Raw genomic sequence first — 24,623 nt, 5'->3', positions numbered from 1 at the left:
GTAACGCACGTTGACAGGCCGTCACCTGCTCCTGCCCAATCCGAGGGCGGTGGATCCGGGTTCGGACCACCGGGGGCGTACACATGAACGAGAAGTCAGGAGCGGGCCTCCCTCCGGTCTCACTTCTCGAGGCCGGGCCGGCGCCAGTGGAGTGGAGCCGGATCGCCGAACACGAGTCATGGCGCAAGGAAGTGCACCGGCCCGCGACCTACGTGCACAAGTGGTGGGCGAGGCGCCTAGGCAGCGTCGCACGCCACTTACTGTTGGCTGCCGTGTCCGGGCCGGACGACTCCATTGCGGACGCCTCGGCCAGGCTGCGGGGGCTCGTCGTCTACGACCCCTTCGCCGGATCGGGCACCACCCTTGTCGAGGCGGCCAAACTCGGGGCCGCTGCCGTCGGCCGCGACATCAACCCCGTCGCGACGCTCACCCAGCGGCAGGCGCTGCAGCCATGGGATCTCGAGGTGCTCGCGGACCTCTTCGGGCAGGTCGTCAGGAAGTGCGCCCGCCCCGTCCAGGAACTGCACCGCACCGTCTCCAATGAACCGGTCCTGCACTACTTCTGGGTGGCCCTCGCGCACTGCCCAGAGTGCGGCGAGGACGTGGAGCTCTTCACCACCCGGGTCTTCGCCCGCCATGCGTACCCGCGCAGATTCCCCCGCGCACAGGCCATATGCCCGGGCTGCCGGGGCATCTGCGTCACCGACTTGAGCAAGGACGAGAGGGGGCACTGTCCCGCCTGCGGCATGGCCTTCTCGTTCCAAGGGGCCGCCCGCGGACGGTTCATGACGTGCCGTCTCGGACACCGCACCCCGGTCATTGCCGCGCTGAACGGCGTCGTCCCGGAACGGCGCATGTACGCGAAGCTGGTGCTGCACGCCGACGGCAAGCGTGAGTACCGGGCGATCGACGACTTCGACCTCTGCCTGTACGACAAGGCGGCGAAGTCCCTCGCCGACACATCCCCCGATGAGCTCGTACGCCCGCTCGGCGCGCTGGAGAAAGGCGTCAGCACGGTCCAGGCGCTGCGCTGGGGGTACGACTCCTGGGAGCGGTTCTTCAACGAGCGCCAGCGTTATAGCCTCGGGCTGATCGGCGCGGCGCTGCGCGATCTCCCTGGGGCGTCCGCGGAGCGTGAGGCGCTCATCGCATCGTTCGGCAGAACCGTCGAACACCACAACCTCTTCTGCTCCTACAAGGGGGAGGGCACCGGCCCGGTCCGCTCGATCTTCCACAACCACGTACTGCGACCGGAGCGGTGCAGCGTCGAAGGAGACCCCTGGGGCGCCCAGGGGGGATCGGCCGGGTTCTCCGGGGTGCTCACCCGGCTGCACAAAGCGGCCCAGTACAAGAACACCCCGCTGGACTTCAGGGCCGAGGCCGGCCGGATCCTCGCCGTCGACCAGTCCTCGCTGCCCGTCGCCCGCCCCCTGAGCACGACGTGGCAGCAGTTCGCACGGGATCCCGCAACGGCCTACACCATCACCGGCGATGCCTCGCAAACGGATCTTCCCGACGACAGCGTGGACCTCATCGTCACCGACCCCCCCTACGTCGACAACGTCCACTACTCGGAACTGGCCGACTTCTTCCACGCGTGGCTCAGCGCCATGCGCCCCTACCAGGGCTACCCGGACATACCCAGCACCCGAGCCGTCCAAGAAGTACAGAACGCCGCCCCTGATGGATTCCAAGCCACCGCAGCCCGTGTCTGGCGCGAGTGCCGGCGCGTCCTCAAACCCGGCGGCTGCCTCCTGTTCAGCTTCCACCAGTCGCAGACCAGGGGCTGGTGCGCTCTGATGCGGTCGCTGTCCGACGCCGGCTTCACCGTCACCACCACCCGCGCCATGATCGCCGAAGTGGCCACCAGTCTCTCCAAGACCGCAGCGGCGGAGCCCAACCGCATCGACGTCATCGTGGTGTGCAGGGACGCTGCGGGCACGTCTGCCGGGGCAGCCCCCGACCTCGACCAGGCCGCCGCGCAGGCGCTGTCGGAAATCCAGGGCCTCAGGGGAGCCGGGCTGCGGGTGGGCCCCGGCGATGTCCGCACCGCCGTACGCGCCGCGGTCCTGGCGGCAGGAACACGCCAGGCACCCGCCGACTGGGAGACCCTGCAAACAGAGGCAGACCAGCGAGCCACGGCGGCGGTAGCGGAATTCGACACCACCTGACTCCCCCGCCGGTGCCAGCCACATCCGACCTGCCCCGGACCGGCGAGGAAAACCGGGTGTGGCCCCAACACGCGGACCGTCCAACGTCGGCTGCCCGCCCTCGCACTGCTGCCAGTCGCCTGCCGAGGAACAGGGGGCCGCGTCGCACTGCTCACGACCGGCCCTGTGGTCCGGCTCAGAGCCCGAGGCGGTCCTGCGGCGGCGTTGCGCGGAAGAAGGCACGCAGGGGTTCATCGACGGCGCGTTCGCGGCCGGTGCCGGCAGCAGCAGCGTCGAGGAGGGGTGCGAGGTCTTCAGTGTCACAGGGGGTGAGGACGAGCCAGCGCAGAACAACCTGCCGCACGATCAGCCTGAGGTCACGCAGGGCGGCCAGCTTCTCGCTCTCGTCCTGGTTTTTGAGGACGTCCCCATGCACGTACTTGGAGCGCGCGCTGTACGCATCCTGCACAATTGTCTCGACCTGCTGGCGCAGGGACGGGGTGAAAAACAGGGCGGCTGCACGGGACCGGATCCTTTCGCTGACGCCCTCGTGCTTGTCGTCGGGGCTAGCCATCAGGGCTTCCAGCGTGATGACGTAGTCCAGGTGCAGCTCGTCAGCCTCCTGCTCCCACACGCCGTAGTCGCTGTGGGTGCGCTGGTGGGCCTGCACCAGGTGCCGGGCCGCGCGCTCCAGGCGCAGGGCGCGCCTCCTGGGCAGCCTTCGGCTGCTGGTGGCGCCGTCCACGACGGCGTCGATCTTTGCGGTCACGGCGGAGCAGAAGGCTTGCAGGCGCGGGAGTTGCGCCTGGGTGACGTGGAAGGTGCCAGTCTCGCGGACCTCGACTTCCTCCTGCCTGCCGTCATGGTCCTCGTAGATCTGGAGGGTGGTGGGCACGTGGTTTGGGTGCAGCCCGAACTCGCGACCGCGTTCGACGTCGAACACCGCGTCGACATGCAGGAGTTCGGGGCTCCACAGGATCAACGGCAGCAGCGCCCTCCAGTGCCGGGCCTCCGGCCGCGGGCCGGTGAAATCGAACCAGGGCGCGCCACTGCGGTCCGAGGCACGGTCCGGATCGGGGGCGTGGACGAACGGCGCACCAGCCAGGAGACGGAGGTCGAGCCCGCCCGGCTGAAGGCCGTAAAGGGCGGGCATCTGGCCCAACTGCCTCAGTTCGTCGGCGGTGAAGGTCTGAAGGGTGTACCGGCCCAGCGGGATCCGTGCCCCCTCGGGGAGATCGCCGGTCAGCAACAGCCAGTCCTCCACTGCCGGCGCGGGCGCCGTGCAGAAGGCGACGAAGCTGTCCGCAACCTCTTCCACCGGCACCGTCGCCCCCTGGGCAACCAGACGGGTCGCGTCCCCCAGCCCTGATCCGCTCAAGAGCGTGGACCATCGGGGCATCCAGTCACCATCGGCCTTGCCGTACAGGTCGCGGTGTTCGGATTTCGGCGCGGCGCCCACCACCGCGTTGATCACGGCATCGAACTCCGGCTGCGTCGACAGAGCCACATCGGTGATTGCCTGGGGTATCGAGGCCAGGTCCCGTGCCAGCTCGAGCCAGGCAAGGACGGCCTGACGCAGTGGGGAGGTGTCTTCCATACGGCACGAAAATAGCGCACCCTCGCCGCCCGCCAGACCCAACCACCAGGCCACAGCTCCCGGCCTGAGCGGCCGTTCCCGCGTTGTTCTGCAACTCGGACCGCTGCGCTGATCGGTGGCTGGCCCGCTGCGATCAGTTGATCTTCTCGAATGGGTGACCTGCGGAGAACGGATCTAGCGCTGAGCTGGGCCGGCACCCGCTCGACCTTCCAACGGCATCGAGCTCCGGGGCACCCGTCCACCAGTGGCACTACCCGCAGTACGCCCTCACTCAGCAGTCGTAGCTCTTGAGCGTCTTCGAGGCACCGGTGGCCGACTTCAGGTAGTCGTTCTCCGACTTCAGGCTCTCGTTCTCCGCCGTCGACTCCGCCAACTGCACAACCAGTCCGGCAGCCATGGACAGGAGCCCCTCGTGCTTCGTCTGGAGCCCCTCGTGCTCTTCCTGAAGCCCCTTATACTTCCAGGCAAGGAGCCCGATGGTGGTGGCGGCCAGAACGCTGACGCCGGCCTTACCCACGACCCTGGCTTTGCCGAACTTACCTCCGGCTGGCCCGACACCGCCCTTGCCGATACAAACGTGGCCCGTCTGGTGCAAGTGCTGTTGAGCCTCGCCGAGATGGTCGCTCTGATACGAGCACGATCCGCATTGGTAATGGGCCATCAGTCGTTCCTCTCCCCCAGGGAGATGAGCTTGCCACAGGGCACGTGCCTCCGGAGACCACTTGGTCATCCTCCGTACGCCCACCGACGCTGAGGGAAGGACGCGCACCTGCACGGGCGGCGCGCCCCTGGTTGTGGGCTATGCCGTCAACGCCCCCAGGATGGCCCATGGCGCGCCACGGGTAGCTCGTTCAGGTCTCTGGCCAGCGGGGACGCGTCGGTTCCAGGCCGAGGAGGTCGAGGAAATGGAGCTGGACGCCGCGGCTGATGACGATGATGGTCGGGTCGGTGGCACCGACGACGCGTAGCCGCAGGCCAGAGAGATGGTAGAGGATCATCCGGCCGGTGGGCCGGACCTGCTGGTTGCCGGGATAGAGCCCGGGCATCCTCTGGTCGCTCCCGAGGGCCCGGCGGGCCTGGCGCTCGATCAGGCAGAACACGAGCAGGGCCAGGCAGATCACCGTCACCAGTGCGGCAACCCTCTTGTTGTCCTGCACGAAGACGGGGGTGACTGCCAGGAGGCCCTTGAAGTCGCTGTAGCGGCGCTCGACGGTGCCTTGGCCCTTGTAACACCGCAGTACCTCTGCGGTGTCGGCATGTTCGGGGGTGAGGGTGGTCAGCCGCGTGTACCAGCCGTCGATGGCGGCTTCGGCCTGGAGGACGTCTTGGTCAAAGTGCCAGTTGAAGGTGGGCCGTCCGGTGGCGTCGGTGGTGATGGAGGTACGCAGGCAGCCAGTGACGCGGCGGGCTTTGGCGATCACGCCGATGCGGGCGGCGATCTTCTCTGCAGTGTTGCAGTAGCGGCCGCCGGCCCTGCGCTGCAGCTGTCGAGCTCTTCCCGGGCCTTGACCAGGCGTTTGTCCCGGGCCCGCTGCTAACCGCCCTGATGATCAACCCGTCAGGCGTCGTGCACGCCCTGACCATGTGCCTCGCCCCTGAAATCGCCGCGCTCGCCACCTGGCTGGAGTCGGTGCTCACCGAACAGGCCGACACCGGGGAGGGGCTGCTGCGGCTGCCCGGGGCCGAACAGGGCGGGGCGGAGGTGTTCATGCATGGCTGGATCGACCACCTCCACCAGCTCACCGACCGGGCACGCGCCCGCCGCACCGGCGCCGACGAGGACGTCGACGGAGCGCGGCCGTCCACACGAGCATCGGCGGACATCAGTCCGGCCGGGAGCAGCATGGACGGGACGGACCGCCAGCCGGACGAGGGCGGCCGGGGCGCCGGCCGAGCGGGAGGAACAGAATCAGTGGCCAGGCACGACGGTGAACTCGGCGTCGCAGCGCGGCTAGACGCCCACGGCTTCCTTGCGGCGGCCCGCGCCGTCGTAGAGCACCGTCTGGGCCTCCACCTCGGCGACGAGGAGCACCGGGCGCCGCCCGCCGGCTCCTCTGAATCCCTCCCCGACGGCGCCGACAGCCCGGACCTGTATCTGATGGGCCGCGCCCTCGCAGAGCCTCTCCCCACCGCGACGAGCTCGCCGAGCGCCTGACCCTCGTCCTCGACGGCAGCGCCCTGCTCACCGACCGCCGAGGCATTGCAGTGGCGGTGACGCCCCAACTCCCCGCCGGACGGCGGGCCGTACGCTCCAGGCCCGCGCCACCGGGCGCAGCGGCAGGACGCGGGAACAGCACGGCGCGGGCGGCCCGGAGCGGGGACTTCGCGCAGGTGAGGCCGTCATGAGGCGGGAACCGGGCGGCCCGCGGACCTACGGCTGGGCCCAGCGGCACGACGCCGTACGCGAGCTGCTGGGACAGCTCGCCACCGACGCCACCCTCGCTGGCGTCTGGCCCGGACTCGACGAGCTCGCCCAGTTCGTGCCCGCCGCCTCCTCGACTCTGTCGACCAGGCCGCCAAGGCAGCTGTCGGAACGCACGGAAGATTTCAGTAGAGCACGATTCATTTCGATACGTCCTTCAGAACCGCAGCGAAGATTTCAGTGCTGGCCGTGTCGGAGGCGAGCTCGGCAACCATCGACCGTGCTCGATCGTCCCTTCGGGTATGCCACACCCGAGCCCTGAACCGTCCCCGACTCCGCCTGACTGGCCGCACTGTGGCCACGGCACTACCCCGGAGGACACGGTCGGCTGCCGCGGCATTCACGCCCCTGGTCACACAGTCTGCCTCGCCCATCTGGCCGACGCCGACCGCGACGCCTACCTGGATGGCCTGACACCCGGCGCCGACATCGACCATCGCGGCACCTCCTTCACCGAACCCCTTCTCGATGCCCTCCTCGACGCCCTCCTCGACCCCGCCACCGGACACCCCCGCCTCGGCGAAGCCCGGTTCGACTCGGCGACCTTCCAAGACGATGCCCAATTCGTAAGGGCGATCTTCCAGGGCCACGCGTGGTTCGACTCGGCGACCTTCGAGGGCCTTGCGTGGTTCGACTCGGCGACCTTCCAGGGCCTCGCTCGCTTCGAGTCGGCGACCTTCCAGGGCTACGCCCATTTCGACACGGCGAGCTTCCAGGGCTACGCCGGGTTCAGATCGGCGACCTTCCACGACCTCGCATGGTTCGACTCGGCGACCTTCCAGGGCATCACCAAGTTCGACTCGGCGACCTTCGAGCACCTCGCCCAGTTCGACTCGGCGACCTTCCAGGACGCCTCTTTTGTGCGGGCGGCCTTCCAGGGCACCGGCCAGTTCGGGCAGGTGACCTTCGAGGGTCACGCCTCATTCGGGTACGCAACCTTCCAGGGCGCCGCCCACTTCCGGTCGGCAGTTTTCGAGGGCGACGCTAGGTTCGATGAGGCGACCTTCGAGCGGCTGGTCACCCTCGGCCCCTTGGTGTGCGCCGGGCGGTTTGTGCTCTCCGAGGCGACGTTCAGCAGCCCAGCGAACCTCTCGTTCGCTGCGCGCCGGCTGGAGTGCTTGCGAACCCGCTGGACATCAACGGCCGAGTTACGTCTGCGCTACGCCACAGTGGACTTCGCCCACGCTGTCTTCGAATACCCCCTCACGATCGCCGCGGAGGCCAACCCCTTCGTACTCCCCGACGGACAGACGGTGGACGAACAGGTTCTTGCCGATGCGCCCGACGCCGCGGTGCGGATGGCCTCGTTGCGCGGGGTGGACGCGGCCCACCTGGTCCTCGCCGACGTCGACCTCGCGGGATGCCTGTTCACCGGAACCGTGCACCTGGACCAGCTGCGACTGGAGGGTGCCTGCATCTTCGACACGGTGCCGCCCGCAGTGCATTGGCGGGGCTGGCGCCCCGTACGGTTCACCCAGCGCCGCACCCTCGCCGAAGAACACCACTGGCGCGCGAGCGAGCCATCGGCGGCCCGGGGCTGGAACGTGGCAGTGTTCGGCGCCGGGCGCGTCGGGCCGTTGCAACTGGCACCGGTGTACCGCGCGCTGCGCAAAGCGTTCGAGGATGGCAAGCATGAGCCTGGGGCCGCCGACTTCTATTACGGAGAGATGGAGATGCGCCGCCACGCCGACGACATCCCCCGAAGCGAGCGAAGCCTTCTGACCGCTTACTGGGCGCTGTCCGGCTACGGCCTGCGCGCCTCCCGGGCTCTGGGCTGGCTCGCCGCCGCCATGCTCGTCACCATCGTGCTCCTGATGAGCGTCGGCCTCCCCAAGGACGCCCCGAAGCAGGAAGCGACCGGCACCGTCCCCGTCGGCGGAGGCACGGTCACCTTCGAGATCGACAAGGACGAACCGCACAACCCCACGGGGAACCGGTTCACCGGCGAGCGTTTCGAGAAGGCCCTGAACGTCACGCTCAACTCGGTGGTCTTCCGCTCCGCCGACCAGGACCTGACCACCGCCGGCACCTACATCGAGATGACCTCCCGCCTGGCCGAGCCCGTCCTTCTGGGCCTCGCGGTCCTCGCCGTCCGCAACCGCGTCAAACGCTGACCCACTGCCACCCGACACTGAAGCAATCGCTGCACCCGAACCCACATGAGCCATCGCGCGGAAGATTTCAGTGCCCAAGTCACAGGCTCGCTCACTGAAATCTTCCGTGCTGCCCGACAGCAGCGGACGACGCGGGTACGGGACACCGTCGCCGACCTGGAGAAGGCGTTGCGGGCGGCCGCCCGCAACGCCCGGGGCTCGGCAACCCCGCCCCCTCGGCCTCCTCACCCGCACCCGGGTCCGCGAAGGCACCCCCGACTGGTGACCACCACACCCCGGCCGGACCACTGGGCACCACGGCCGGCTCTGAGCGCTGGGGCGCGTACACGGGGGCGCGGGAGCCCGCCGGGCACCACCCCGTCGGCGGGGGGCGAGTTGTGTAACGCGCAGGATGTACCGGCGAAAAGATGTAACGCCCGCCGGAAGTATCTACCCTTCAGCGGAAATACGTCCCGGCTGACACGGCGCCGGGACGGCCGACGGCCCGTCACCTCGCGCCCCGTCCAGGGTGCCAAGCATTGCAATGTCCAGGCCGACGACGGTGAAGACCGTGTCCTATGACGCGGGGTCGCTGCACCGGTGGACCCGCTCATGTACAGACAGCGGCGAGGGCTGCAGTCATCGCTGCGGCAACAGTGATGACCGCAGCAAACGTGGTGGCGGCCTGCTTGAGGGCAGTGGGGTAGCTGGCGCCGTCCAGGCGAGCGAGTACGGCGGCACCGACGGCGGCCAGCAGCGCGATCACGACGACCAGGGCGGTGGTGAGCAGTACGACGGCGACGTTCACGGCAGGCTCCCTGCGCACGGTGAGGTGTTGACATGGTTGAAGGTCGCGGAATCGGTGTGCGCCGGGGTTCGCCGGAGGGAAGATGAACAGCGGCGAACACATCACGGCCCGGGGGCGAGCACGTGCACGACGAGCAGAGCGAACACCATCCGGCACTGACCGAGCTGCGCAGGAGACTGAACGGCGGACTGGCCCGGGCCCGGCTCGACAAGACGCAACTCGCCACCCGGGCACAATTGGGGCGTACGACCGTGTCGGAGGCGTTCGGGGCCGACGGGCGGGTGCCGTCCGAAAAGACGGTGGCGGCACTGGCCCGCGCGCTGAAACTCCCCGTGCAGGAGCTGCTGGAGCTGCAGCGGACCGCGGCGGCCTCGGATGCGGGGTCCGGGTCGGGGCCGGGCAGGCCGATCGGTGAGTGGGAGCCGCACGCTCTGGAAGTCCACCCGGCCGGTCCCGCCCCGGCCGGTCCCGGTTCCGGCTCGCCGGAGCAGCGAGCCCTGCCCGGCTATGTGCCCCGCGAGCACGACCGGATCCTGGCGGACGCCGTGCGCGAGGCCGGCGAGGGCCACAGCCGGATGCTGATTTTGGTCGGCACATCCTCCACCGGGAAGACACGGGCCTGCTGGGAAGCCATCCAGTCGCTGGCCGAGAAGGGGTGGCGGCTATGGCACCCCTTCGACCCGACCCGCGCCGAGGCCGCGCTCGACGACCTGCACTGCGTCCGGCCACGGACCGTGGTCTGGCTGAACGAGGCCCAGCACTACCTCGGCGACCCGAGGACCGGCGAACGAATCGCGGCCGCCGTGCACAGTCTGCTCGTCCAGCCGGAGCGTGGGCCGGTGCTGGTGCTGGGCACGCTGTGGCCCGAGTACGCCGCCCAGTACACCGCGCTGCCCACCCCAAACGGGCCGGACCCGCACAGCCGGGTCCGGGAACTGCTTACCGGCCGCACCCTCACGGTCCCCGACACGTTCGACGCTCCGGCTCTGGCCGCTGCGAACGTCCTCGCCAAGGGCGGCGACCGGCTGCTGGCCGACGCCCTCAACCGCGCCAGTGCCGACGGACGCCTGACACAAGACCTGGCCGGAGCCCCCGAACTCCTGCACCGCTACCAGAGCGGCACCCCGGCTGCCAAAGCCGTACTGAAAGCGGCGATGGACGCACGCCGCCTCGGCGTCGCCCTCCACCTCCCCCAGGCATTCCTCACCGACGCCGCCCTCGACTACCTCTCCGACATCGACCACGACCAGCTCACCGACGACTGGGCAGAAGCTGCCTTCGCTGAACTCGCACACCTGGTTCATGGGAAGCAAGCCCCCCTACGCCGCGCCAGCCCCCGCCCCCAGCGCCGCACGCCCGGAACCCCACCAATCGCCACGCCCTCCCACCCGACAGCGGCGCCGGTATTCCGACTTGCTGACTACCTCGAACAACACGGCCGCGCCACCCGCCGACGCCTGTGCCCACCCGCCTCTTTCTGGCAAGCTGCCCACACCCATCTCACCGACATGGACGACTTGCTAAATCTCGCTGAAGCAGCGCGATTCCGTTACCGCAACCATTGGGCATTGCACCTCCGACATCAGGCCCGCAGGCACGGGCCTACCCTCGCTGCACAAGCCGAGAATCTCGCCAGCATCGTGGTGGCACCTGAACGGAGAAGGCCACACGAAGAGAGCACAACCGAAAGCTCCGGTGGACAAGTCGCGGACGCCAGCGAGGTGCCTCTCTTCTTACTCGCGCAGCTGCACGAGAGGGCCGGAGACCAGGAATCGGCCGAGGTTTTACTTCTGCAGGCCGCCGACGACGGCGCCCCGGAGGCACTGTTTGCCTTGGCAAGACGGCGAGAGCGTACCGGGGATATAGGCGCTGCCGAGGCCTTCTACCAGCGCGCCGCGGATGCCGGCTACAGAGTCGCACTGGTGACGCTGGGGTGGATCCGCGAGACTTCTAACGACCTTGTCACAGCTGAAGCCCACTATCAGAGGGCCAGCGACGCTGGCATTCCGGACGGCCGAATGAACCTGGCACGCATGCGCGAGCAAGCCGGAGACCGAGATTCGGCCGAAGCCCTGGCCCGACAAGCCGCAGACGCTGGCGACACCAGCGTTCTGGTCGCCCTGGCACGCATGCGCGAACAGGCTGGAGACAAAAAGGCCGCCGAGGCCCTCGCTATGCAGGCCGCCGAGGCTGGGAACACCAGCGCTCTGGTCGCTGTGGCACAGATGCGCGAGGCTTCAGGAAACCAAGACGCCACAGAAGTCCTCTATCGATGCGTTGCCGACTTCGGCGGGCTCTGGCAGTTCCTGCAGGAGCGATGGCCACATGGGTTGGACCCGGATGGCACGCCCGCACAGCCATGGGAATGAACAGCTGGGGCCTTGGGCCTCGCCGGAGGCGGGTTTCCGGCTGCCCACGGAGGTGAACGGGTGCTCGCGGCGCTCACCCCGGGATATCTCCCCGCAACCGTGGTAGGTGAGCTGCTGGCGCAGGTCCAGGTAGCAGAGCAACCGAACGCCGGGCTCGCCCGCGTTCCGGGTCGTGTACTCCGCTGCTCGCCGCCGCCCACCGGTCGGCGAGCAGCTGCTGGAAGGCGAGCGCGGGGCGTCGGCGGCGGCCGCGACGTCGACCAGGCCAGCCGGCTTACGTGCACTTCGTTCATGTACGGCACTACGCCGGGTGTCCCCGGGAGGGTTCCGCCGCAGTGTGTCTTCACCCGACCGAGTGGCAGGCCGTCAGGGGCCGTCGCCGCCCCAGTCCAGCCACGCAGACATAGGGAAATCCCGCGCCGATCACTGCATTCCGAGACGATCACTGAACTCGCACTTCAGGACCTCTCCAGCTTCTACAGCTCCACAAACCCCCAGCTCAGAGCCGCGCCACACCACGGCCAAAAATCCGGAAATGATCACCAGATCCCAAGGTCAGCGCTTCGCTCATGGAGTGATCGGCAACGGATTTGTCACACACGCGGGCCCTTTGCGGTAGAGCCCGGAAGGCGGCGAACGGACTGTCGGCGAGCCGCATCTGCTGGTCGATGTCGGTCACGGCGTACTCGGGAACCGCCGCGGTGAGATCGTCTAGGGCCGTGGCGGGGGTGGCCTGGGCGAGCATACTGAAGCGGCGGATCTCACCGGTGCGGGCGATGTCCTCGAAGAAGCCGGCAACGAAGCACAGCCGAATGAGCGCGTCCTCGTCCAGGCTGCTGGGCTCGGCGAGGTAGGTGTCGACGGCGGGCCAGCAGCTCCTGGCCCGCCGCGTGCAGGGCCTTGCGGGCCCCACGAGCCGGTGCGCCGCGCAGCGGTCCGGTGCCGTCGAGAAGCATGACGCCCCGGCAACGGCCAGTCCGAGCCGCCCGCCGAGGCTGAGGCGGAGGCGGTAATCGATAGCGTGCCCGAGGGCCGACCAGTTCGGGTACTGCACGTCGATCGGCTGCACCGGGTGCGGGAGGCCTGCTACGCGCGCCTGATAGTCGCGGACCAGGTTCTGGCTGTAGGGCAGGTGGGTGGACATGCACTGCGAGATGGGTGAGGAGTCGTACTTCAGCTGTCCGGTCAGGCTCAGCTCGATCATCGGCCGCCCGGCTACCGTGCCGTCCCGGCCGGCGCCGGCCATGGCCTTTTCGTACTCGTCGATCCAGGCGATGCCCTCGGTGTCCAGCAGGTGGCGGGCGTGGGTGACCGCGACGTGGATCAGGCGGGCCTCGCTCGCATTCAGCGCGCGCTGCAGGCCGTGGTCGTCCACCGACGGGGCCATGAAGCCCTTGCCGATGCGTACCGACGGCCACTCGCGTCCCTTGGCCTTGACCACCTGCAGGGCTGGCACCGCTTCGCCACCACCGCCCCCGCCCCGGCCCGGCGACCCGCCCCGCAGCACGGAAGAACGCCTGGCCTACCACTCCAGCTTCGTCACCATCCGCACCCCCGCCATCAGCCAACTCGCCACCCAGGCCCGCACCCTGATGGTCCTCGGCCGCCACAGCAGACCACCGCACGACCCTCCCTGATCGTCACCGGACCCGCCGCAGCCGGCAAACCACCGCCCTCCTCCACGTCGGCCGCGCCTGCCACCTCGCCCACACCCGCAAAAACCCGCCCTCGACCGGATCAGCCCACACCGCGGTACCCGTCGCGTACGTCCTCGTCCCGCCCGGCGCCACCGCGAAAACCCTCATCACCGAGTTCGCCCGCTACCTCGGCATCCCACCACCACCCGCATGACCCAGACCCAGATCACCGACGCCGTCTGCCACACCTACACCGCCACTGGTGTCCAGCTCGTCCTCATCGACGAGATCCACCGCCTCAACCCCCGCACCACCACCGGCGCCCAAACCGCCGACCTGATCAAAGACCTCACCGAACGCCTCTCCGCGCCCTTCGTCTGCGCCGGCATCAACGTCACCGCCCCCCTCTTCACCGGCACCCGCGGCGCCCAACTCGCCGGACGCGCCACTCTCATCACCTGCGGCCCCCTCCCGCCCGCCACGGCACCCGCCACCCCTTCACCGACGTCATCACCGACATCGAAAACAACCTCGACCTCACCCACCACAAACCCGGCACCCTCCCCACCACGCCCCTACCTCCACCAACGCAGCGCCGGCCGCATCGGATCCCTCACAAGGCTCATCCGCCAAGCCGCCATCACCGCCATCAGCGACGGCACCGAACGCATCACCAAAGCTGCCCTCGACGCAGTACGACTCGGCCACCTCGCCGAAACCCACCACCGCCCCCGCACCCGAAACCGATAAACCCACTCGCCAGCACAAACAGCTCTGAACAGCACAAACGCCAACCGGGCCATTACACGCTAGAGCCATCTACAACGAACCCGGTCCCATTCAGCACAGAACACACAACCCAGCTCACACACCACAGCCACCCCGCTGGAACCGAACATCCCGCCTCTCAGCAAATCCGCAACACACCAGGTCAACCGCCACCCCGCACACCAACAACCCCCTCCGAGCGTCAACTGGTCATCGGCGTACGGGACGACTTCTACGGCCGGTGCTTCACCCACCCGGAGCTGCGGGCGGCGCTGCGCGAAGGCGCGCAGCTGCCCGTGGGCCCGCCCTCACGCGCCGAGCTGCGCGAGATCATCGTCGAGCCCGCGGCACAGGCAGGGAGCACGGCCGCCCCGAGCTCGTGGCAACCGTCGTCGCCGAGGCCGCCGACCAGCCCGGCGCCCTCCCGCTGGTGGCCCACGCCCTGCGCGAAACCTGGCACCGCCGCCACGGCCCGCCCTGCGCCTGGACGACTACCGCGCCACGGACGGAATGCGCGGCGCCGTGGCCCCGAGGGCCGAGGCGCCCTACGCAGCCGAACCTCCCACCCGACGGGCCCTGATGCGCGCCGTCTTCCTCCGCCTCACCACGCTCGGCGACGGCACCGAGCACACCCGCCGACACGTACCACGCACCGAACTCAACGAACTCGCCTCACCGGCAGACGTGGACGCCGTTCTGGGGAACTTGACACCCGCCCGGTTGGTCGTGCTGGCGCGCGGCAGCATGGAAGTGGCCCACGAAGCGGTGATCCGGGCCTGGCCCCGGCTGCGTCGCTGGCTGGACGAAGACCGGGACGCGCTGCGAACCCACCGCCGACTCACCGCCGCCGCCACAACGTGGGACGCCTCGACCGGGACAATGGCGCGCTGTACCGAGGCGGCCAGCTTGAGGATGCCCGAGCCTGGACCCAGAAGCGTGGGCGGGCCTCCCTCAACTCCTGGAGGCCGACTTCCTCGACAAATCCGTCATCGCTGGCCGCCGCCGTGAGCGGCGCGCCCACCGCACCCTGATCACTGTCGCCACCCTCCTGTGCCTGGCCTCATCGCCACGACAGTCCCTGCCCACAGCGTCTCCGGGCGGAGAACGAGCGTCGTCTGGCCATCTCCCGTGAACTTGCCACCCACCTCGCCCAATTGAGCGAACGGGCGCCGGGGGGGCGACTTCGGTCTTGGTCAGGTGATGGTTGGGCTGCGACGTTCCATAAGGACGACGTCGCGCCAAGCGCCATGCTGGCGACCGATGCGTTCGCGGGTGCCGATGATGCGGAAGCCTGCCTGCTGGTGGAGCCGGAGGCTGGCGGTGTCCTCGGGGAAGATGCCGGACTGAATAGTCCAGATCCCTGCCGCTTCGGTGGACACGATCAGTGCGTTGAGGAGAGCGGCCCCGGCTCCCTGCCGACGGGCTTCGGGGTGGACGTAGTCGGAGTACTCCACCACGCCCGCGTACTGCGCGCAGCGGTCGGAGACCTTCGTGGCGGCTATCCAGCCGAGGATGCGCCCGTCGGTGTCGAGCGCGATGTGTCGGTGGTTGAGGAGTTTGGCTGCGGCGAATGCTTCCCGGGTGGGTGCGGTGGTCTCGAAGGTGGTGTTGCCTTCGTCGATGCCGAGCTGGTAGCTCGTCAGCACGTCTTGAGCATGTTCGGCGGTCAGCTCGGTGATCCGGAGGGTGCCGGTGGTCGGCGTTTGGCATCCATTACTGACAATCGGGGAGCCTACTCCCGGCTCCGTTCTGGGCTGAGCCGCTGCCGGTCAGCCGTCTGATCAGACCGAGGCTGCGGGCACGGCCTGATCAGCCGAACAGCCGGGAACCGAGCGGGTGCTGCCGGTCGAAGCCGGGGAGGATCAGGAATGTCGCGCTGGCGGTTGTGGTGGTGAAGGGCAGCAGTGCGTCGGAGGTGTCCATGTGGGTGAGGGTGGCGGAGAAGGTCCGCAGGTCGTTCTGGAAGCTGATGAAGAGCAGGCCGGGGGCGGGCTCGTCGGTGCTGTAGGAGCGGCGGAGCATGAGCCCGACCCCGACCACGGTGGCGTGCGCTCTGCGCACGTGGGCGTCCGCGGGGACGAGATAGCGCCCGTCTGGTGTCTTGGCGCCGAGTTCTGGGCCCGAGGCGACGGGGCCGCCGGAGAGGGGGACGCCGCTGGCCCGGCGCCGCCCGAAGACCGCTTCCTGCTCGGTTACGGACAGGGCGGCGAACCGCGGCAGGTCGAGTTCCATACGCCGCAGTACGGCAAGAGTTCCGTCGGCGACCGCAGGGGGCCCCGCCAGCCACAGGTCGCGTTGTTGTTCGGCGGTCGTGTGCGGGCCCACGATGCCATCGATGAAACCGAGCGGGTTGCGTGGCGCGGTAAGGCCGTTGCCGACGGACACGTTCGTACCGCGGCGTGCGGACTGGCGCCAGCGTTCGCGGATGCGGTCACCGGCCCGGTCCAGGAGCGCGGCGGCGACGACCGGTAAGAGCAGTGCGTCGCTGGCGCAGATCTGCATCAGCAGGTCACCGCCGCGTGCCCGTGGGGCGATCCGTTCGCGGGAGAATCGCGGGAGGTCGGTCGCGCCGGGCAACGAGGCACCCACCGTGCGCACCAGCCGGGGGCCCACGCCGACGGTCACGGTGAGGTCGCCCGGCGGCAGGCCCATCAGCCGCGGGTCGGTCCCCGTGGTGAGTGTGCGGATGGCCTGGCCGAGTTCGGCCAGTAACGGGCCCGGAGCCACAGCGGCTCCGAGGTCGGCCACCACGGCCAGCAGGTTGCCCTGGGCCGGCTGGGGAAGCGTGATGCCCGCCTGATACCGGCCCATCGCCGCAACCGGCGTCGGCGTGGCCGCTGGGGTAAGGGCCTGCCGGCCTGGCTGGGCGGAGTCCGATGTGCACCCGGCGGCCAGACCTGCGGCCACCACGGCGCCGGTGACATCGAGGAACCTGCGGCGCGACGGATGGTGATCGGCTCGGTGCATGGTGTGCAGAGTGCCACACCCGCATCGTACGTGCGGGTCAACCTCCCGATTCTGGCTTGGACTTGGACGCCATGCCAGACTGGGATCATGCCTCGATTAGCTCTTCGCGTGGTGGCGGCGGTACTGGGCACGTTGACACTTGTGGTCGGCTGCAGCGGCGGCGATGGCGGATCGGGCATAGGCCGGCGACCGGCCGGTGCGGATGTGACGATCCGAGTGCCTGCCGATGCCCCGACGATCTCGGATGCGGTGTCGTTGGCTCGGCCCGGTGACCTGGTGCTGGTCGCGCCGGGCGTGTACCACGAGTCGGTGAAGATCGACACGGCGCGCATCACTCTTCGCGGTTTGTCCCGGGACAAGGTCGTCATCGACGGGCGGTTGCAGCAGCCGAACGGCGTCGTTGTCTCGGCGCCGGGGGTGGCCGTGGAGAACCTGACCGTGGAGAACAACACGCAGAACGGGGTCCTGGTCACCGGTTCGGCGAAGGCGGCCGCCGGCCTGCCGGGGCAAAGCGGCGGCTACGACACCGGCGATGAGCCCGTCACCTTCCTGAAGTCGTTCCTGGTCTCGTATGTGACCGCGACCCGCAACGGTTTGTACGGCATCTACGCGTTCTCCGCCCAGAACGGTGTCATCGAGCACTCGTACGCGTCGGGCGGCGCCGACTCGGGGATCTACGTCGGCCAGTGCAAGCCCTGCAACATCGTGGTGCGGGACAACGTCGCCGAACTCAACGCGGTCGGTTACGAAGGCACCAACGCCAGCGAGGACATGTACGTGGTCGGCAACCGCCTGGTCGGCAACCGGGTCGGACTCACCACCAACTCCGACCACCAGGAGAAACTTCTCCCGCAGAAGGGCTCCGTCATCGCGGGCAATCTGATCGCCGCCAACCAGCAGTCGGCCACCCCGGAGCAGGCCGACGGCGGGTGGGGCACCGGCGCCGGCATCGACGGCGGCAGCGACAACCGGTTCATCCGCAACCGCATCTCCGACAACAGCAACGCCGGGCTGGTGATCACCGCGACCACCGACATAGCTCCGGTCGGCAACCAGATCGTGGACAACACGTTCACCGGCAACGGCGTCGACGTCGGCTGGACGTTCCCCACCGCCACGCGGGGACGGGGCAACTGCCTGCGGGGCAACGATCTGCGCACCACCGTGCCCGCCCGGCTCGCGACGACTGCGGCCTGCCCGCTTCCGGCCGGGTCGCCCTCGCCGGTCGGCAGGTGGGCGATGCCGACGGCGCCCGGTGGCATCCCCTTCACCGAGGTCGCGGCGCCCGGTCCACAACCGCAGTTCCCCCGCGCCACCGCTACGGGCGCCACCGCTGTCCCGCCCGTCCCGGCCCTGCCGAAGACGGAGGGCATCCGGCTGCCGCCGGCGTCCCTGCTCGCCGCGAACGCGCGGGTGCAGACGTCCTGAACAGCGGCTACCGGGTCGGGGTGGTTCCGGGTACCGGCTTGACCGGAACGTACTTGTGGGTGTCGAAATCGATGACTACCGGCTCCTGCTGCGAACCCACGCTGACGCGGACCCGGTACATGGTGCCGTCGGAGCCGATCCAGTAGTGCACGTTGCCCGCCGTACCGGCGCGGTCAGGGGAGGACGGTCCGGTCATGACCTCCACCCAGCGCCCGTCCACCTGCTCCCGCCCCCACCAAGCGGCGCCGTTCTGCGGGAGCAGTTCGGCGTTGTCCGGCCGGTCGCCGCCGAGACCGAGCGCGATGGACAGGGAGGTGTCCAGCGCGCTGCCGGACGACAGCAGCGGACGGTCGTACCAGCCCGAACGGGGCAGCGAGGCGGGTGCGTGCGCCGGGGCGTCCGTCATCGGGCGGACGTGCACCGAGGTGGGCGTCCACTGGATCAGCCCGTCGCTGGACTTGTCGCGCCCGGTGCCGTGCACCACGCCGTAACCGACCTTGCGCCGATAGTCGACGGACCCGGTGACGGTCAGCCCGCCGGCAGTGCCCGGCACGGTGATCGTCACCGTGCGGCCCTGCGCCTGGTAGTTACGGAATCGCGTGATCGCCAGCCGGCTCGCCTCATCCGTCGTCAGCGAGCGCGGACCGCCGGCGCCGGAGCCGCCGTCGGCGACCAGGAACGCGGCCACCGCGGCCACCGCGACGGCCGCGATGCCGATGACGGCCGCGGCCCGGCGCGACCGCGGCCATCGGCGCCGGTCAGCCGGACGACCCGGTGGGGCTTGCCGGTTTCTCACGCTCCGCACGCGGTTCGACGCTGACACTCTCCGATTCATCCTTTCGATCACTACACCGTCCGGCCGCCGCGGGCTCGCGGCGGCACTCGGCAGTCCGGTGGCAGACCACGCCAAGGCCGGCCCTCGTGGACCGGCCGAGACGTGATCTGCCCGTACGCGCCGTCCGGATCGCGGACGGGCAGATCACCGTTGTGCGGGTGCGTTCAGTGTTGCCGGGCGCGACGATTCCGGGTCACGAACGCGATGACCAGGCCCGCACCCACCAGCAGACCGACGATGCCGATCATCTCCGCCACCCCGGGCGTACCGGTGTTCGCCAGCGAACCCCCGCCTCCACCGGCCGGGGCCGGGCGGTTGGCAGGCGGCGCGGGGGACGGCGGCGTGGAGGCCGCAGGCGGCGTCGGAGTCGGAGTCGGTGTCGGTGTCGGTGTCGGTGTGGGAGTCGGGGTCGGGGTCGGCGTGGGAGTCGGCGTCGGCGTCGGGGTCGGCGTTTCCTTCGGGATGTACACCCCGGCGTCGATCGTGTGATCGACCCCGCCCGGCTTGTCCGGCGCCGTGACAGGCGCGTAGCCGTTGCACAACGGTCCGGTGGTCGGCGGGGTCACATTGGAGTCGTGCGCACGGTTGGCACCGGCCCGCGGGAGCGTGAACCTCAGCTCGCTCGCCGGGGGCTGCTCGGGCACCTGGCTGGTGTCCGCGGTGCACACGTCGAACTGCACCGTGTACTTCGCGCCCGGCGTGAGCTCGTACGCAGCGCCGACACCCCCGAAGTAGTACTCGCCGGCGGCATTGGTCCTGGTCGTGGCGACCCGTTTGCCGTCCGCGTCCAGCAGGTTGATCGTCGCCCCCGGCAGCAGCACATGCCCCGGGTCCTGAATCCCGTTGTGGTCGCCGTCGAACCACACGACGTTGCCGATCTGGATCGGCGCGTTCGCCGCCGCGTACGCGATGTCACCGAGCCCGCCGGCCTTGCCGAACCCGCCTTGTTCCCGGCTGACGAACTGGAATCCGTTGGCGGTCGGGTTGTTGCCCGGGCCCTGACCGGACGTGATGTTGTGGTACCCGGTCCCTGAGGTCGCGACGTTGACGACCGGGTCGAACTCTGTGCTGACGACCCACTCCTGCTGCGGGATATAGGCCACCGACCCCAGCGCGGTCTCCTGGTGCGCGTTGGCGTAAAAGTCACCCGGGAAGTATTCGACGACATCGGCGGCCTGGCCGCCATTGTTGGCGGGGGTGGCGTGGTTGGGGCAGCCCCCGGTGCCCTCCCACTGGTATTCACCGGTGGGAGTGGCGCAGACCATGGTGATGTCACCACCGGACATGCCGTTTTCCGCTGTGTCGTTCCCCGGGCGGGGGTCCAGCCCTCCCCAACTGAGCACGTCCATGAACCGGTCGCGGAAACCCAGGATCATCGAGCCGTCGCGGGCGAAGGCGAGGGAGGCCAACTCCGGCTGCGGATCGATGAAGACGCCGCCCGCCTTCCGGTCGTCCCACGTGTCCAGGCTGGTGTTCCACGGGTTCCAGTGGGTGGCCTTGTCGCCGGAACCGAAGACGCTGCCGCGTTCGTCCGTGAGCGGGTGGCTCAGCACCGTGGTGAACCGCTTGCCGTCGTAGGTGGAGACGAAGGCTTTCAGGTCCGCGCGCTGCCGCGTGCTCTCCGCGCTGCACACGCCACCGACGTACAGCGTGTTGTTGTGGACCTGGAGACCGAACGGCCGCCAGTCGTCGGGGCTCGCGCACCCCGGGTCCGGGATCGGGACCGTCGACTTGGGCGCCGCGGCGGTGGCCCCTGTCGCGTCGAAGCTCACCAGGCTGCGGGTCCGCAGGTTCACCGCGTACAGCGTGGAGCCGTCCTCCGACAGGGCCAGGCCACCGATGCTCTCCTTGCCCGGCGCGTCGGTGAACCCGGGATCCTTGATCATGTTGGCGGTGTCGTGCCGCGTCACCGCGGCGTCCGGCACCCGCGCGAACAGCTCCGGCGCACCCGAGCCATTGACCGGCACCGTGTAGATCGCGCCCCCGCCCTGCGGCCCGTACGGGGCGTACCGGCGGGCGAACGCGCTCTGGAACAGCCGGGTCCGGTGCTTGTCGTACGCCAACCCGAACGTCGTGCCCACCTGGTCCTGCGTGGCCAGCGTGGTCGGGCACGCCACATCGGTGGGACACGTGCCCCGGGTCTTCGTACCGAACGCCACCAACGCCCGGTTGTCGGTCCCGTTGGCGCCGCTGTGGATCGGCACGAAGTACCGCGAGTCAGGCAACGCGTAGTCGGCCTGATCCCAAACCCCCGTCACCACCGAGGCGTTCTTTCCACCCGACACATCCACGAACGACGTGAAGCTGTCGAAGTGGTCCCCCGCCGTCGACGCAGGCGCCGCCTGCAGATAGCCGCTGTACGGCGCCGGGATGCTGACGTCGACGCGGTACCGGCCGCCGCTCAGCACGGTCGACCGCGACACCACGACCTTTCCGGTGGCATCCGTGACGCCGGTGACAACGTGCCCAGCGGGGTCGGAGATCTCCACCTTCATGCCCCGCTGCGGCACGTCCATCGTCGTGTTGATCACGCCGGTGCCGAAGAAGTCGCGCAGCACCTCAACCGTCAGCGTACCGTCGGCGGTCGAAGCGGCGGCCGGTCCAGCCGTCGCTCCCACGGCGCCGCCTGCCAGCAAGAGAACAGATAACCCTATGCGCGCCAGCGCACCCGCAAGCCTGCGGGCCGACCGGCGTGAGTCTCTGCCGACTCGGTTCATGGCATCACACTCCACACTTCTCTTGTCGTGAAAACGAAGCACGCGCTTCTCGCCGCACGGCCACTTCGTGGCCCCAGACGCGGATGCCGGCCGCGACCGCCACGGAAAAGAAAAAGGGCCCACCGCCGTTGCGTGGACCGCTTTGTGGTGATCGCTTTAGCTTATTGCGGGCGAGCCGTAAGTTCCGTGCGCCATGAAAAGCGAACGCGTGTTCAGAGCCTTGAGCAGAATCGCCCCGGGTTGCGTCTTTTTGCAGATCAACCACGGCACCCTCGCCCCCACCGCCTACCTCACCGACCGCCATCGCGAGCAGCGCGCGATATCTTATCCGCTTGAGTCTCGCCGTCACCAGCAGAAGCCCTGGAATCCATCGAGATCCGCGACGGTCCCGGAGCGCCCAGAGAATGGCGATCGGAAGAATGTGCGAGAGCGACGTAATGGTCGGATCCGGCCGGTGGGGTGCGATTACGCCCAGGTGACGCGCCTGGGACGCGCTCGTCACGCAGGGACGTTGCGTAGCCGAGATTGGTCCACGATTCGCCTGCTGCATGATTGTTGGGGCGTCATATTTGTTATGCGGAAAGGGGATCCGAAGTCGTCGCACAGCTCGTCGGGTCCAGGGCCTGGCCGAGCACTCCCGAGGCCCCGGTGAGCAGCAGGGTCGGGCGTTCACCCCGTGGACGGAAGGGGACGCGGCAGTGGATTCGGGCGGCATTCACGGACTCCCCGCGGGTGCGGTGCAGGATGGCGGGTCGTGGTCCGGGGCGAGGACACCTGGGATCAGGCGATGGTGAGCGGCCCGTCGGCCAGGTACGCCGCCAGCGGACCGGTCATCCGGTGCCGTTCCGGCGGATGCAGGTCGGCCCGTTGGCGCAGGTGGCGAGGTAGCCGACCTCATCAGAGGCCATGGAGTCGAGGTCGCCGGGCAGTTCGACCGCGCGCGGGACCACACGAGAGAGGGTGTCCTGCACGCAGTACCGGACGTACAGCGAGTCGGCGAGCATCGACACGTCCGGGCCGCCGTCGTCGATCCGGCGGGCGACGCCCTCCGCGGCCGACATCGCGCCTCGGTCCACCAGCAACCGGACCCGCTCGACCAGTGCGCTGGCGGCCCCCCGAGGTAGCTGCCCGTCATCAGCAGCTGGAACCAGACGAAGCCTGCGGTCAGCACGTCCGGCTGCCCGTCGAGGGCCGAGGTCGTCACCAGCAGCTCCGTCGGCACCAGTACATCGTCGAGGGTGACCTGCGCGCCCTCCGCCCCCGCCCCGCCGACGCTCAAACCCTCGCTTTCTGCGGGCACCAGCGCCACCGCCGATTCCTCGCCATCGTCGCCGTCCAAGCGGGGGACCATGACACTGACAACGAGCAGGTCCATCGACCGGGCCAGACTGCACAGGCGCGTGACCCCGCTGATCCGCACCCCGTCGGGCCCCACCGTGGTGGTCAGCGAGGCGGAGAGGATTCGAGATCCGCGTCGGCTACGCCAAGATCCGCAAAATGGCCGCAGGCGACAGCCTGCGGTTCAACTCCGGCTATCACTTCCTCCTCACCCGCATCACCAACCTCAGCGAGTACACGTCCTTCGAGGAGTTGCTCACCGCGGAGGACAACACCGCCGTCGGCGAACCTGGCACGACCCGCGACCAGTTGCTGGCCGCCTGCCGCGACATCTAACGCTTCGCGGGAAATTCTGCTAACTGTGGCCCCCGTTGCGGGCGCGCCGGGCCTCGCGCACGGATTCCGCCAACGCGGCCATCAGATCCACCGGCGGCTGCGGCTCAAGCGGCGGCGCTGCCTTCCCGCCCGCGGCGAGGGTGGCCACCAGGAGGTTCAGCGCCTGGGCGTAGTCGTCGTGCAGCTCGGTGGTGTCGACGCCGGTCATCTCGGTTGCCTACTCCCATACGTCCGGGCCGCCGCCCTCCCAATCGATCAAGCTCTGGTCGTCCAGACAGATGAGGCTGTCGTCGAGGCCCGCTTGGCGCAGGAGACGCACCACATCGGCTGGGCTATCGGCGACACCGAGCGCCACCCCGCCCAAAGTCGCCGGACGGCCCCCCGTGCTGGAAGGAGGGCAGATCCGCGCAGGAGCACATTCGCCATGGCCCCAGACTCCCCCGAACGCCTCCCGCCGCATCGGCAGCGCGGACTGCGCCATCTGCGCTCTACCGCGCGCCTGCCCCGCACATACATGAGGTCATGAGTGGACCGCTCCTGTCGGAGCCCGACCACGCACGCACAGAGGAGAGCGCCATGGCAGCCTGCGAAGTCTGTGGCAACGACTACGCGATGGCCTTCGAGGTCCGCACAGTCGGCGGTGCGGTCCACACCTTCGACAGCATCGAATGCGCAGCACACAAACTCGCACCCGTCTGCGACCACTGCGGCTGCCGCATCCTCGGGCACGGCCACCAAACCGACCGACACTTCTTCTGCTGCGCCCACTGCGCCCGGGCTGAAGGCCACACCGCACTCACCGACAACGCCTGAGCGCGCACGGCTCTCAGCAGAGCCGGCCCAGACGATGAACACCCCGCCACATGTTCGACGGGCTGGTTCGAACAGCTTGCCGGGTGCCGCTTCACGGGCGGGAGGCGATGCGCCGGCCGAGGCCCGCCGCACCGCCGCTCCTCGGCGCTCCCGCCGCCCCCAGGGCTGAGCCCCCGCCCTGGGGCACCCCCGGCCGCGGCCCGCCCCCTCCGTACGCGTCCCGCGCATTGCGCCAGGCAGTCCAATCCAGGCAACCCGAAGGCGGCGTAGTCGAGCGCCGCGCCACCTGCCCGCGGCCGCCCGGCGGACCGAGCGGCGATCGTATCCGCGAGCCGGTGTGGACGC

General features: G+C 69.3%; 21 protein-coding genes and 2 pseudogenes. 11 read left to right on the top strand and 12 right to left on the bottom strand.

Going from position 1 to position 24,623, the window contains the following annotated elements; translation table 11 throughout:
- Positions 1-272: 272 nt before the first annotated feature.
- Entirely contained in the window at positions 273-2,171 is a 1,899-nt protein-coding gene (locus SLV14N_RS38585) for a DNA methyltransferase (protein WP_263267374.1), read from the top strand.
- Positions 2,172-2,346: 175 nt separating this feature from the next.
- Here SLV14N_RS38585 and SLV14N_RS38580 read toward each other — a convergent pair whose 3' ends face one another.
- The 3 genes from SLV14N_RS38580 to SLV14N_RS38570 all read right to left on the bottom strand — a co-directional run bounded on the left by SLV14N_RS38580 (position 2,347) and on the right by SLV14N_RS38570 (position 5,168).
- Positions 2,347-3,747 (bottom strand): HEPN domain-containing protein, encoded by a 1,401-nt coding sequence (locus SLV14N_RS38580; protein ID WP_263267375.1) that lies wholly within the window; start codon positions 3,745-3,747, stop codon positions 2,347-2,349.
- A gap of 271 nt (positions 3,748-4,018) precedes the next feature.
- Positions 4,019-4,408: a hypothetical protein gene (locus tag SLV14N_RS38575; RefSeq protein WP_263267376.1), complete on the bottom strand. Its 390-nt coding sequence runs from the start codon at positions 4,406-4,408 to the stop codon at positions 4,019-4,021.
- 190 nt (positions 4,409-4,598) lie between these two features.
- Positions 4,599-5,168 (bottom strand): hypothetical protein, encoded by a 570-nt coding sequence (locus tag SLV14N_RS38570; protein ID WP_263267378.1) that lies wholly within the window; start codon positions 5,166-5,168, stop codon positions 4,599-4,601.
- Positions 5,169-5,293: 125 nt separating this feature from the next.
- Here SLV14N_RS38570 and SLV14N_RS38565 point away from each other — a divergent pair, with 125 nt between their 5' ends.
- Both SLV14N_RS38565 and SLV14N_RS38560 read left to right on the top strand, forming a co-directional pair.
- Complete coding sequence (locus SLV14N_RS38565; RefSeq protein WP_263267380.1) at positions 5,294-5,902, top strand: hypothetical protein; 609 nt, start codon at positions 5,294-5,296, stop codon at positions 5,900-5,902.
- A 509-nt stretch (positions 5,903-6,411) separates the two neighbouring features.
- Positions 6,412-8,283 carry a pentapeptide repeat-containing protein gene (locus tag SLV14N_RS38560; protein ID WP_263267382.1) on the top strand — a complete coding sequence of 624 codons (1,872 nt, stop codon included), beginning with the start codon at positions 6,412-6,414 and terminating at the stop codon, positions 8,281-8,283.
- Between the two features lie 589 nt (positions 8,284-8,872).
- Here the strand turns inward: SLV14N_RS38560 and SLV14N_RS38555 are convergent.
- The gene (locus SLV14N_RS38555) at positions 8,873-9,070 is read right to left on the bottom strand and encodes a hypothetical protein (RefSeq protein WP_199218996.1); all 198 of its coding nucleotides are present in this window, start codon (positions 9,068-9,070) and stop codon (positions 8,873-8,875) included.
- Positions 9,071-9,192: 122 nt separating this feature from the next.
- Here SLV14N_RS38555 and SLV14N_RS38550 point away from each other — a divergent pair, with 122 nt between their 5' ends.
- A complete protein-coding gene (locus SLV14N_RS38550) occupies positions 9,193-11,439 on the top strand; it encodes a hypothetical protein (RefSeq protein WP_263267384.1) in 2,247 nt (748 codons plus the stop codon).
- A 168-nt stretch (positions 11,440-11,607) separates the two neighbouring features.
- Here SLV14N_RS38550 and SLV14N_RS39040 read toward each other — a convergent pair.
- Together SLV14N_RS39040 and SLV14N_RS38545 are read right to left on the bottom strand one after the other, a co-directional pair.
- Positions 11,608-11,703: pseudogene (locus tag SLV14N_RS39040) on the bottom strand (hypothetical protein); the annotation flags it as partial.
- 235 nt (positions 11,704-11,938) lie between these two features.
- Complete coding sequence (locus tag SLV14N_RS38545) at positions 11,939-12,895, bottom strand: ATP-binding domain-containing protein (RefSeq protein ID WP_263267385.1); 957 nt, start codon at positions 12,893-12,895, stop codon at positions 11,939-11,941.
- Here SLV14N_RS38545 and SLV14N_RS38540 point away from each other — a divergent pair.
- The 4 genes and pseudogenes from SLV14N_RS38540 to SLV14N_RS39030 all read left to right on the top strand — a co-directional run bounded on the left by SLV14N_RS38540 (position 12,873) and on the right by SLV14N_RS39030 (position 14,852).
- A complete protein-coding gene (locus SLV14N_RS38540) occupies positions 12,873-13,076 on the top strand; it encodes a hypothetical protein (RefSeq protein ID WP_263267387.1) in 204 nt (67 codons plus the stop codon). The two genes, SLV14N_RS38545 and SLV14N_RS38540, sit on opposite strands and share 23 nt — an antisense overlap.
- 210 nt (positions 13,077-13,286) lie before the next feature.
- Positions 13,287-13,826: a TniB family NTP-binding protein gene (locus tag SLV14N_RS38535; RefSeq protein WP_263267388.1), complete on the top strand. Its 540-nt coding sequence runs from the start codon at positions 13,287-13,289 to the stop codon at positions 13,824-13,826.
- Positions 13,823-14,424, top strand: a pseudogene (locus SLV14N_RS39035) (hypothetical protein). The gene SLV14N_RS38535 and the pseudogene SLV14N_RS39035 overlap by 4 nt, the downstream one beginning before the upstream one ends.
- Positions 14,322-14,852 carry a hypothetical protein gene (locus SLV14N_RS39030; RefSeq protein ID WP_369292830.1) on the top strand — a complete coding sequence of 177 codons (531 nt, stop codon included), beginning with the start codon at positions 14,322-14,324 and terminating at the stop codon, positions 14,850-14,852. The pseudogene SLV14N_RS39035 and the gene SLV14N_RS39030 overlap by 103 nt, the downstream one beginning before the upstream one ends.
- A gap of 185 nt (positions 14,853-15,037) precedes the next feature.
- Here the strand turns inward: SLV14N_RS39030 and SLV14N_RS38530 are convergent, their stop codons facing one another.
- Together SLV14N_RS38530 and SLV14N_RS38525 are read right to left on the bottom strand one after the other, a co-directional pair.
- Positions 15,038-15,490: a GNAT family N-acetyltransferase gene (locus tag SLV14N_RS38530; protein WP_263272985.1), complete on the bottom strand. Its 453-nt coding sequence runs from the start codon at positions 15,488-15,490 to the stop codon at positions 15,038-15,040.
- 163 nt (positions 15,491-15,653) lie between these two features.
- Positions 15,654-16,811 (bottom strand): Dyp-type peroxidase, encoded by a 1,158-nt coding sequence (locus SLV14N_RS38525; protein ID WP_208679289.1) that lies wholly within the window; start codon positions 16,809-16,811, stop codon positions 15,654-15,656.
- Between the two features lie 216 nt (positions 16,812-17,027).
- Between SLV14N_RS38525 and SLV14N_RS38520 the strand changes: the two genes are divergently transcribed.
- Positions 17,028-18,239 (top strand): right-handed parallel beta-helix repeat-containing protein, encoded by a 1,212-nt coding sequence (locus tag SLV14N_RS38520; protein WP_208687610.1) that lies wholly within the window; start codon positions 17,028-17,030, stop codon positions 18,237-18,239.
- A gap of 7 nt (positions 18,240-18,246) precedes the next feature.
- Here SLV14N_RS38520 and SLV14N_RS38515 read toward each other — a convergent pair whose 3' ends face one another.
- The 3 genes from SLV14N_RS38515 to SLV14N_RS38505 form a co-directional block, all read right to left on the bottom strand.
- A complete protein-coding gene (locus tag SLV14N_RS38515) occupies positions 18,247-18,927 on the bottom strand; it encodes a hypothetical protein (protein ID WP_208687611.1) in 681 nt (226 codons plus the stop codon).
- Between the two features lie 311 nt (positions 18,928-19,238).
- A complete protein-coding gene (locus tag SLV14N_RS38510; protein ID WP_263272984.1) occupies positions 19,239-21,791 on the bottom strand; it encodes an SdrD B-like domain-containing protein in 2,553 nt (850 codons plus the stop codon).
- A gap of 830 nt (positions 21,792-22,621) precedes the next feature.
- On the bottom strand, positions 22,622-22,852 hold the full coding sequence (locus tag SLV14N_RS38505; protein WP_263272983.1) for a hypothetical protein: 231 nt from the start codon (positions 22,850-22,852) through the stop codon (positions 22,622-22,624).
- 436 nt (positions 22,853-23,288) lie between these two features.
- Here SLV14N_RS38505 and SLV14N_RS38500 point away from each other — a divergent pair, with 436 nt between their 5' ends.
- On the top strand, positions 23,289-23,465 hold the full coding sequence (locus SLV14N_RS38500) for a hypothetical protein (RefSeq protein WP_263272982.1): 177 nt from the start codon (positions 23,289-23,291) through the stop codon (positions 23,463-23,465).
- A gap of 19 nt (positions 23,466-23,484) precedes the next feature.
- Here the strand turns inward: SLV14N_RS38500 and SLV14N_RS38495 are convergent, their stop codons facing one another.
- On the bottom strand, positions 23,485-23,673 hold the full coding sequence (locus SLV14N_RS38495; protein ID WP_208679291.1) for a hypothetical protein: 189 nt from the start codon (positions 23,671-23,673) through the stop codon (positions 23,485-23,487).
- Between the two features lie 368 nt (positions 23,674-24,041).
- Here SLV14N_RS38495 and SLV14N_RS38490 point away from each other — a divergent pair, with 368 nt between their 5' ends.
- The gene (locus SLV14N_RS38490; RefSeq protein WP_208679292.1) at positions 24,042-24,278 is read left to right on the top strand and encodes a hypothetical protein; all 237 of its coding nucleotides are present in this window, start codon (positions 24,042-24,044) and stop codon (positions 24,276-24,278) included.
- The last annotated feature ends 345 nt before the right edge of the window (positions 24,279-24,623 follow it).

The sequence above is a fragment of the Streptomyces sp. Je 1-4 4N24 genome, assembly GCF_026239515.1.
GTDB lineage: Bacteria > Actinomycetota > Actinomycetes > Streptomycetales > Streptomycetaceae > Streptomyces > Streptomyces nigrescens.
The sequence above is the reverse complement of the archived record's forward strand: the minus strand, read 5'-3'. Positions and strand labels throughout refer to the sequence as shown.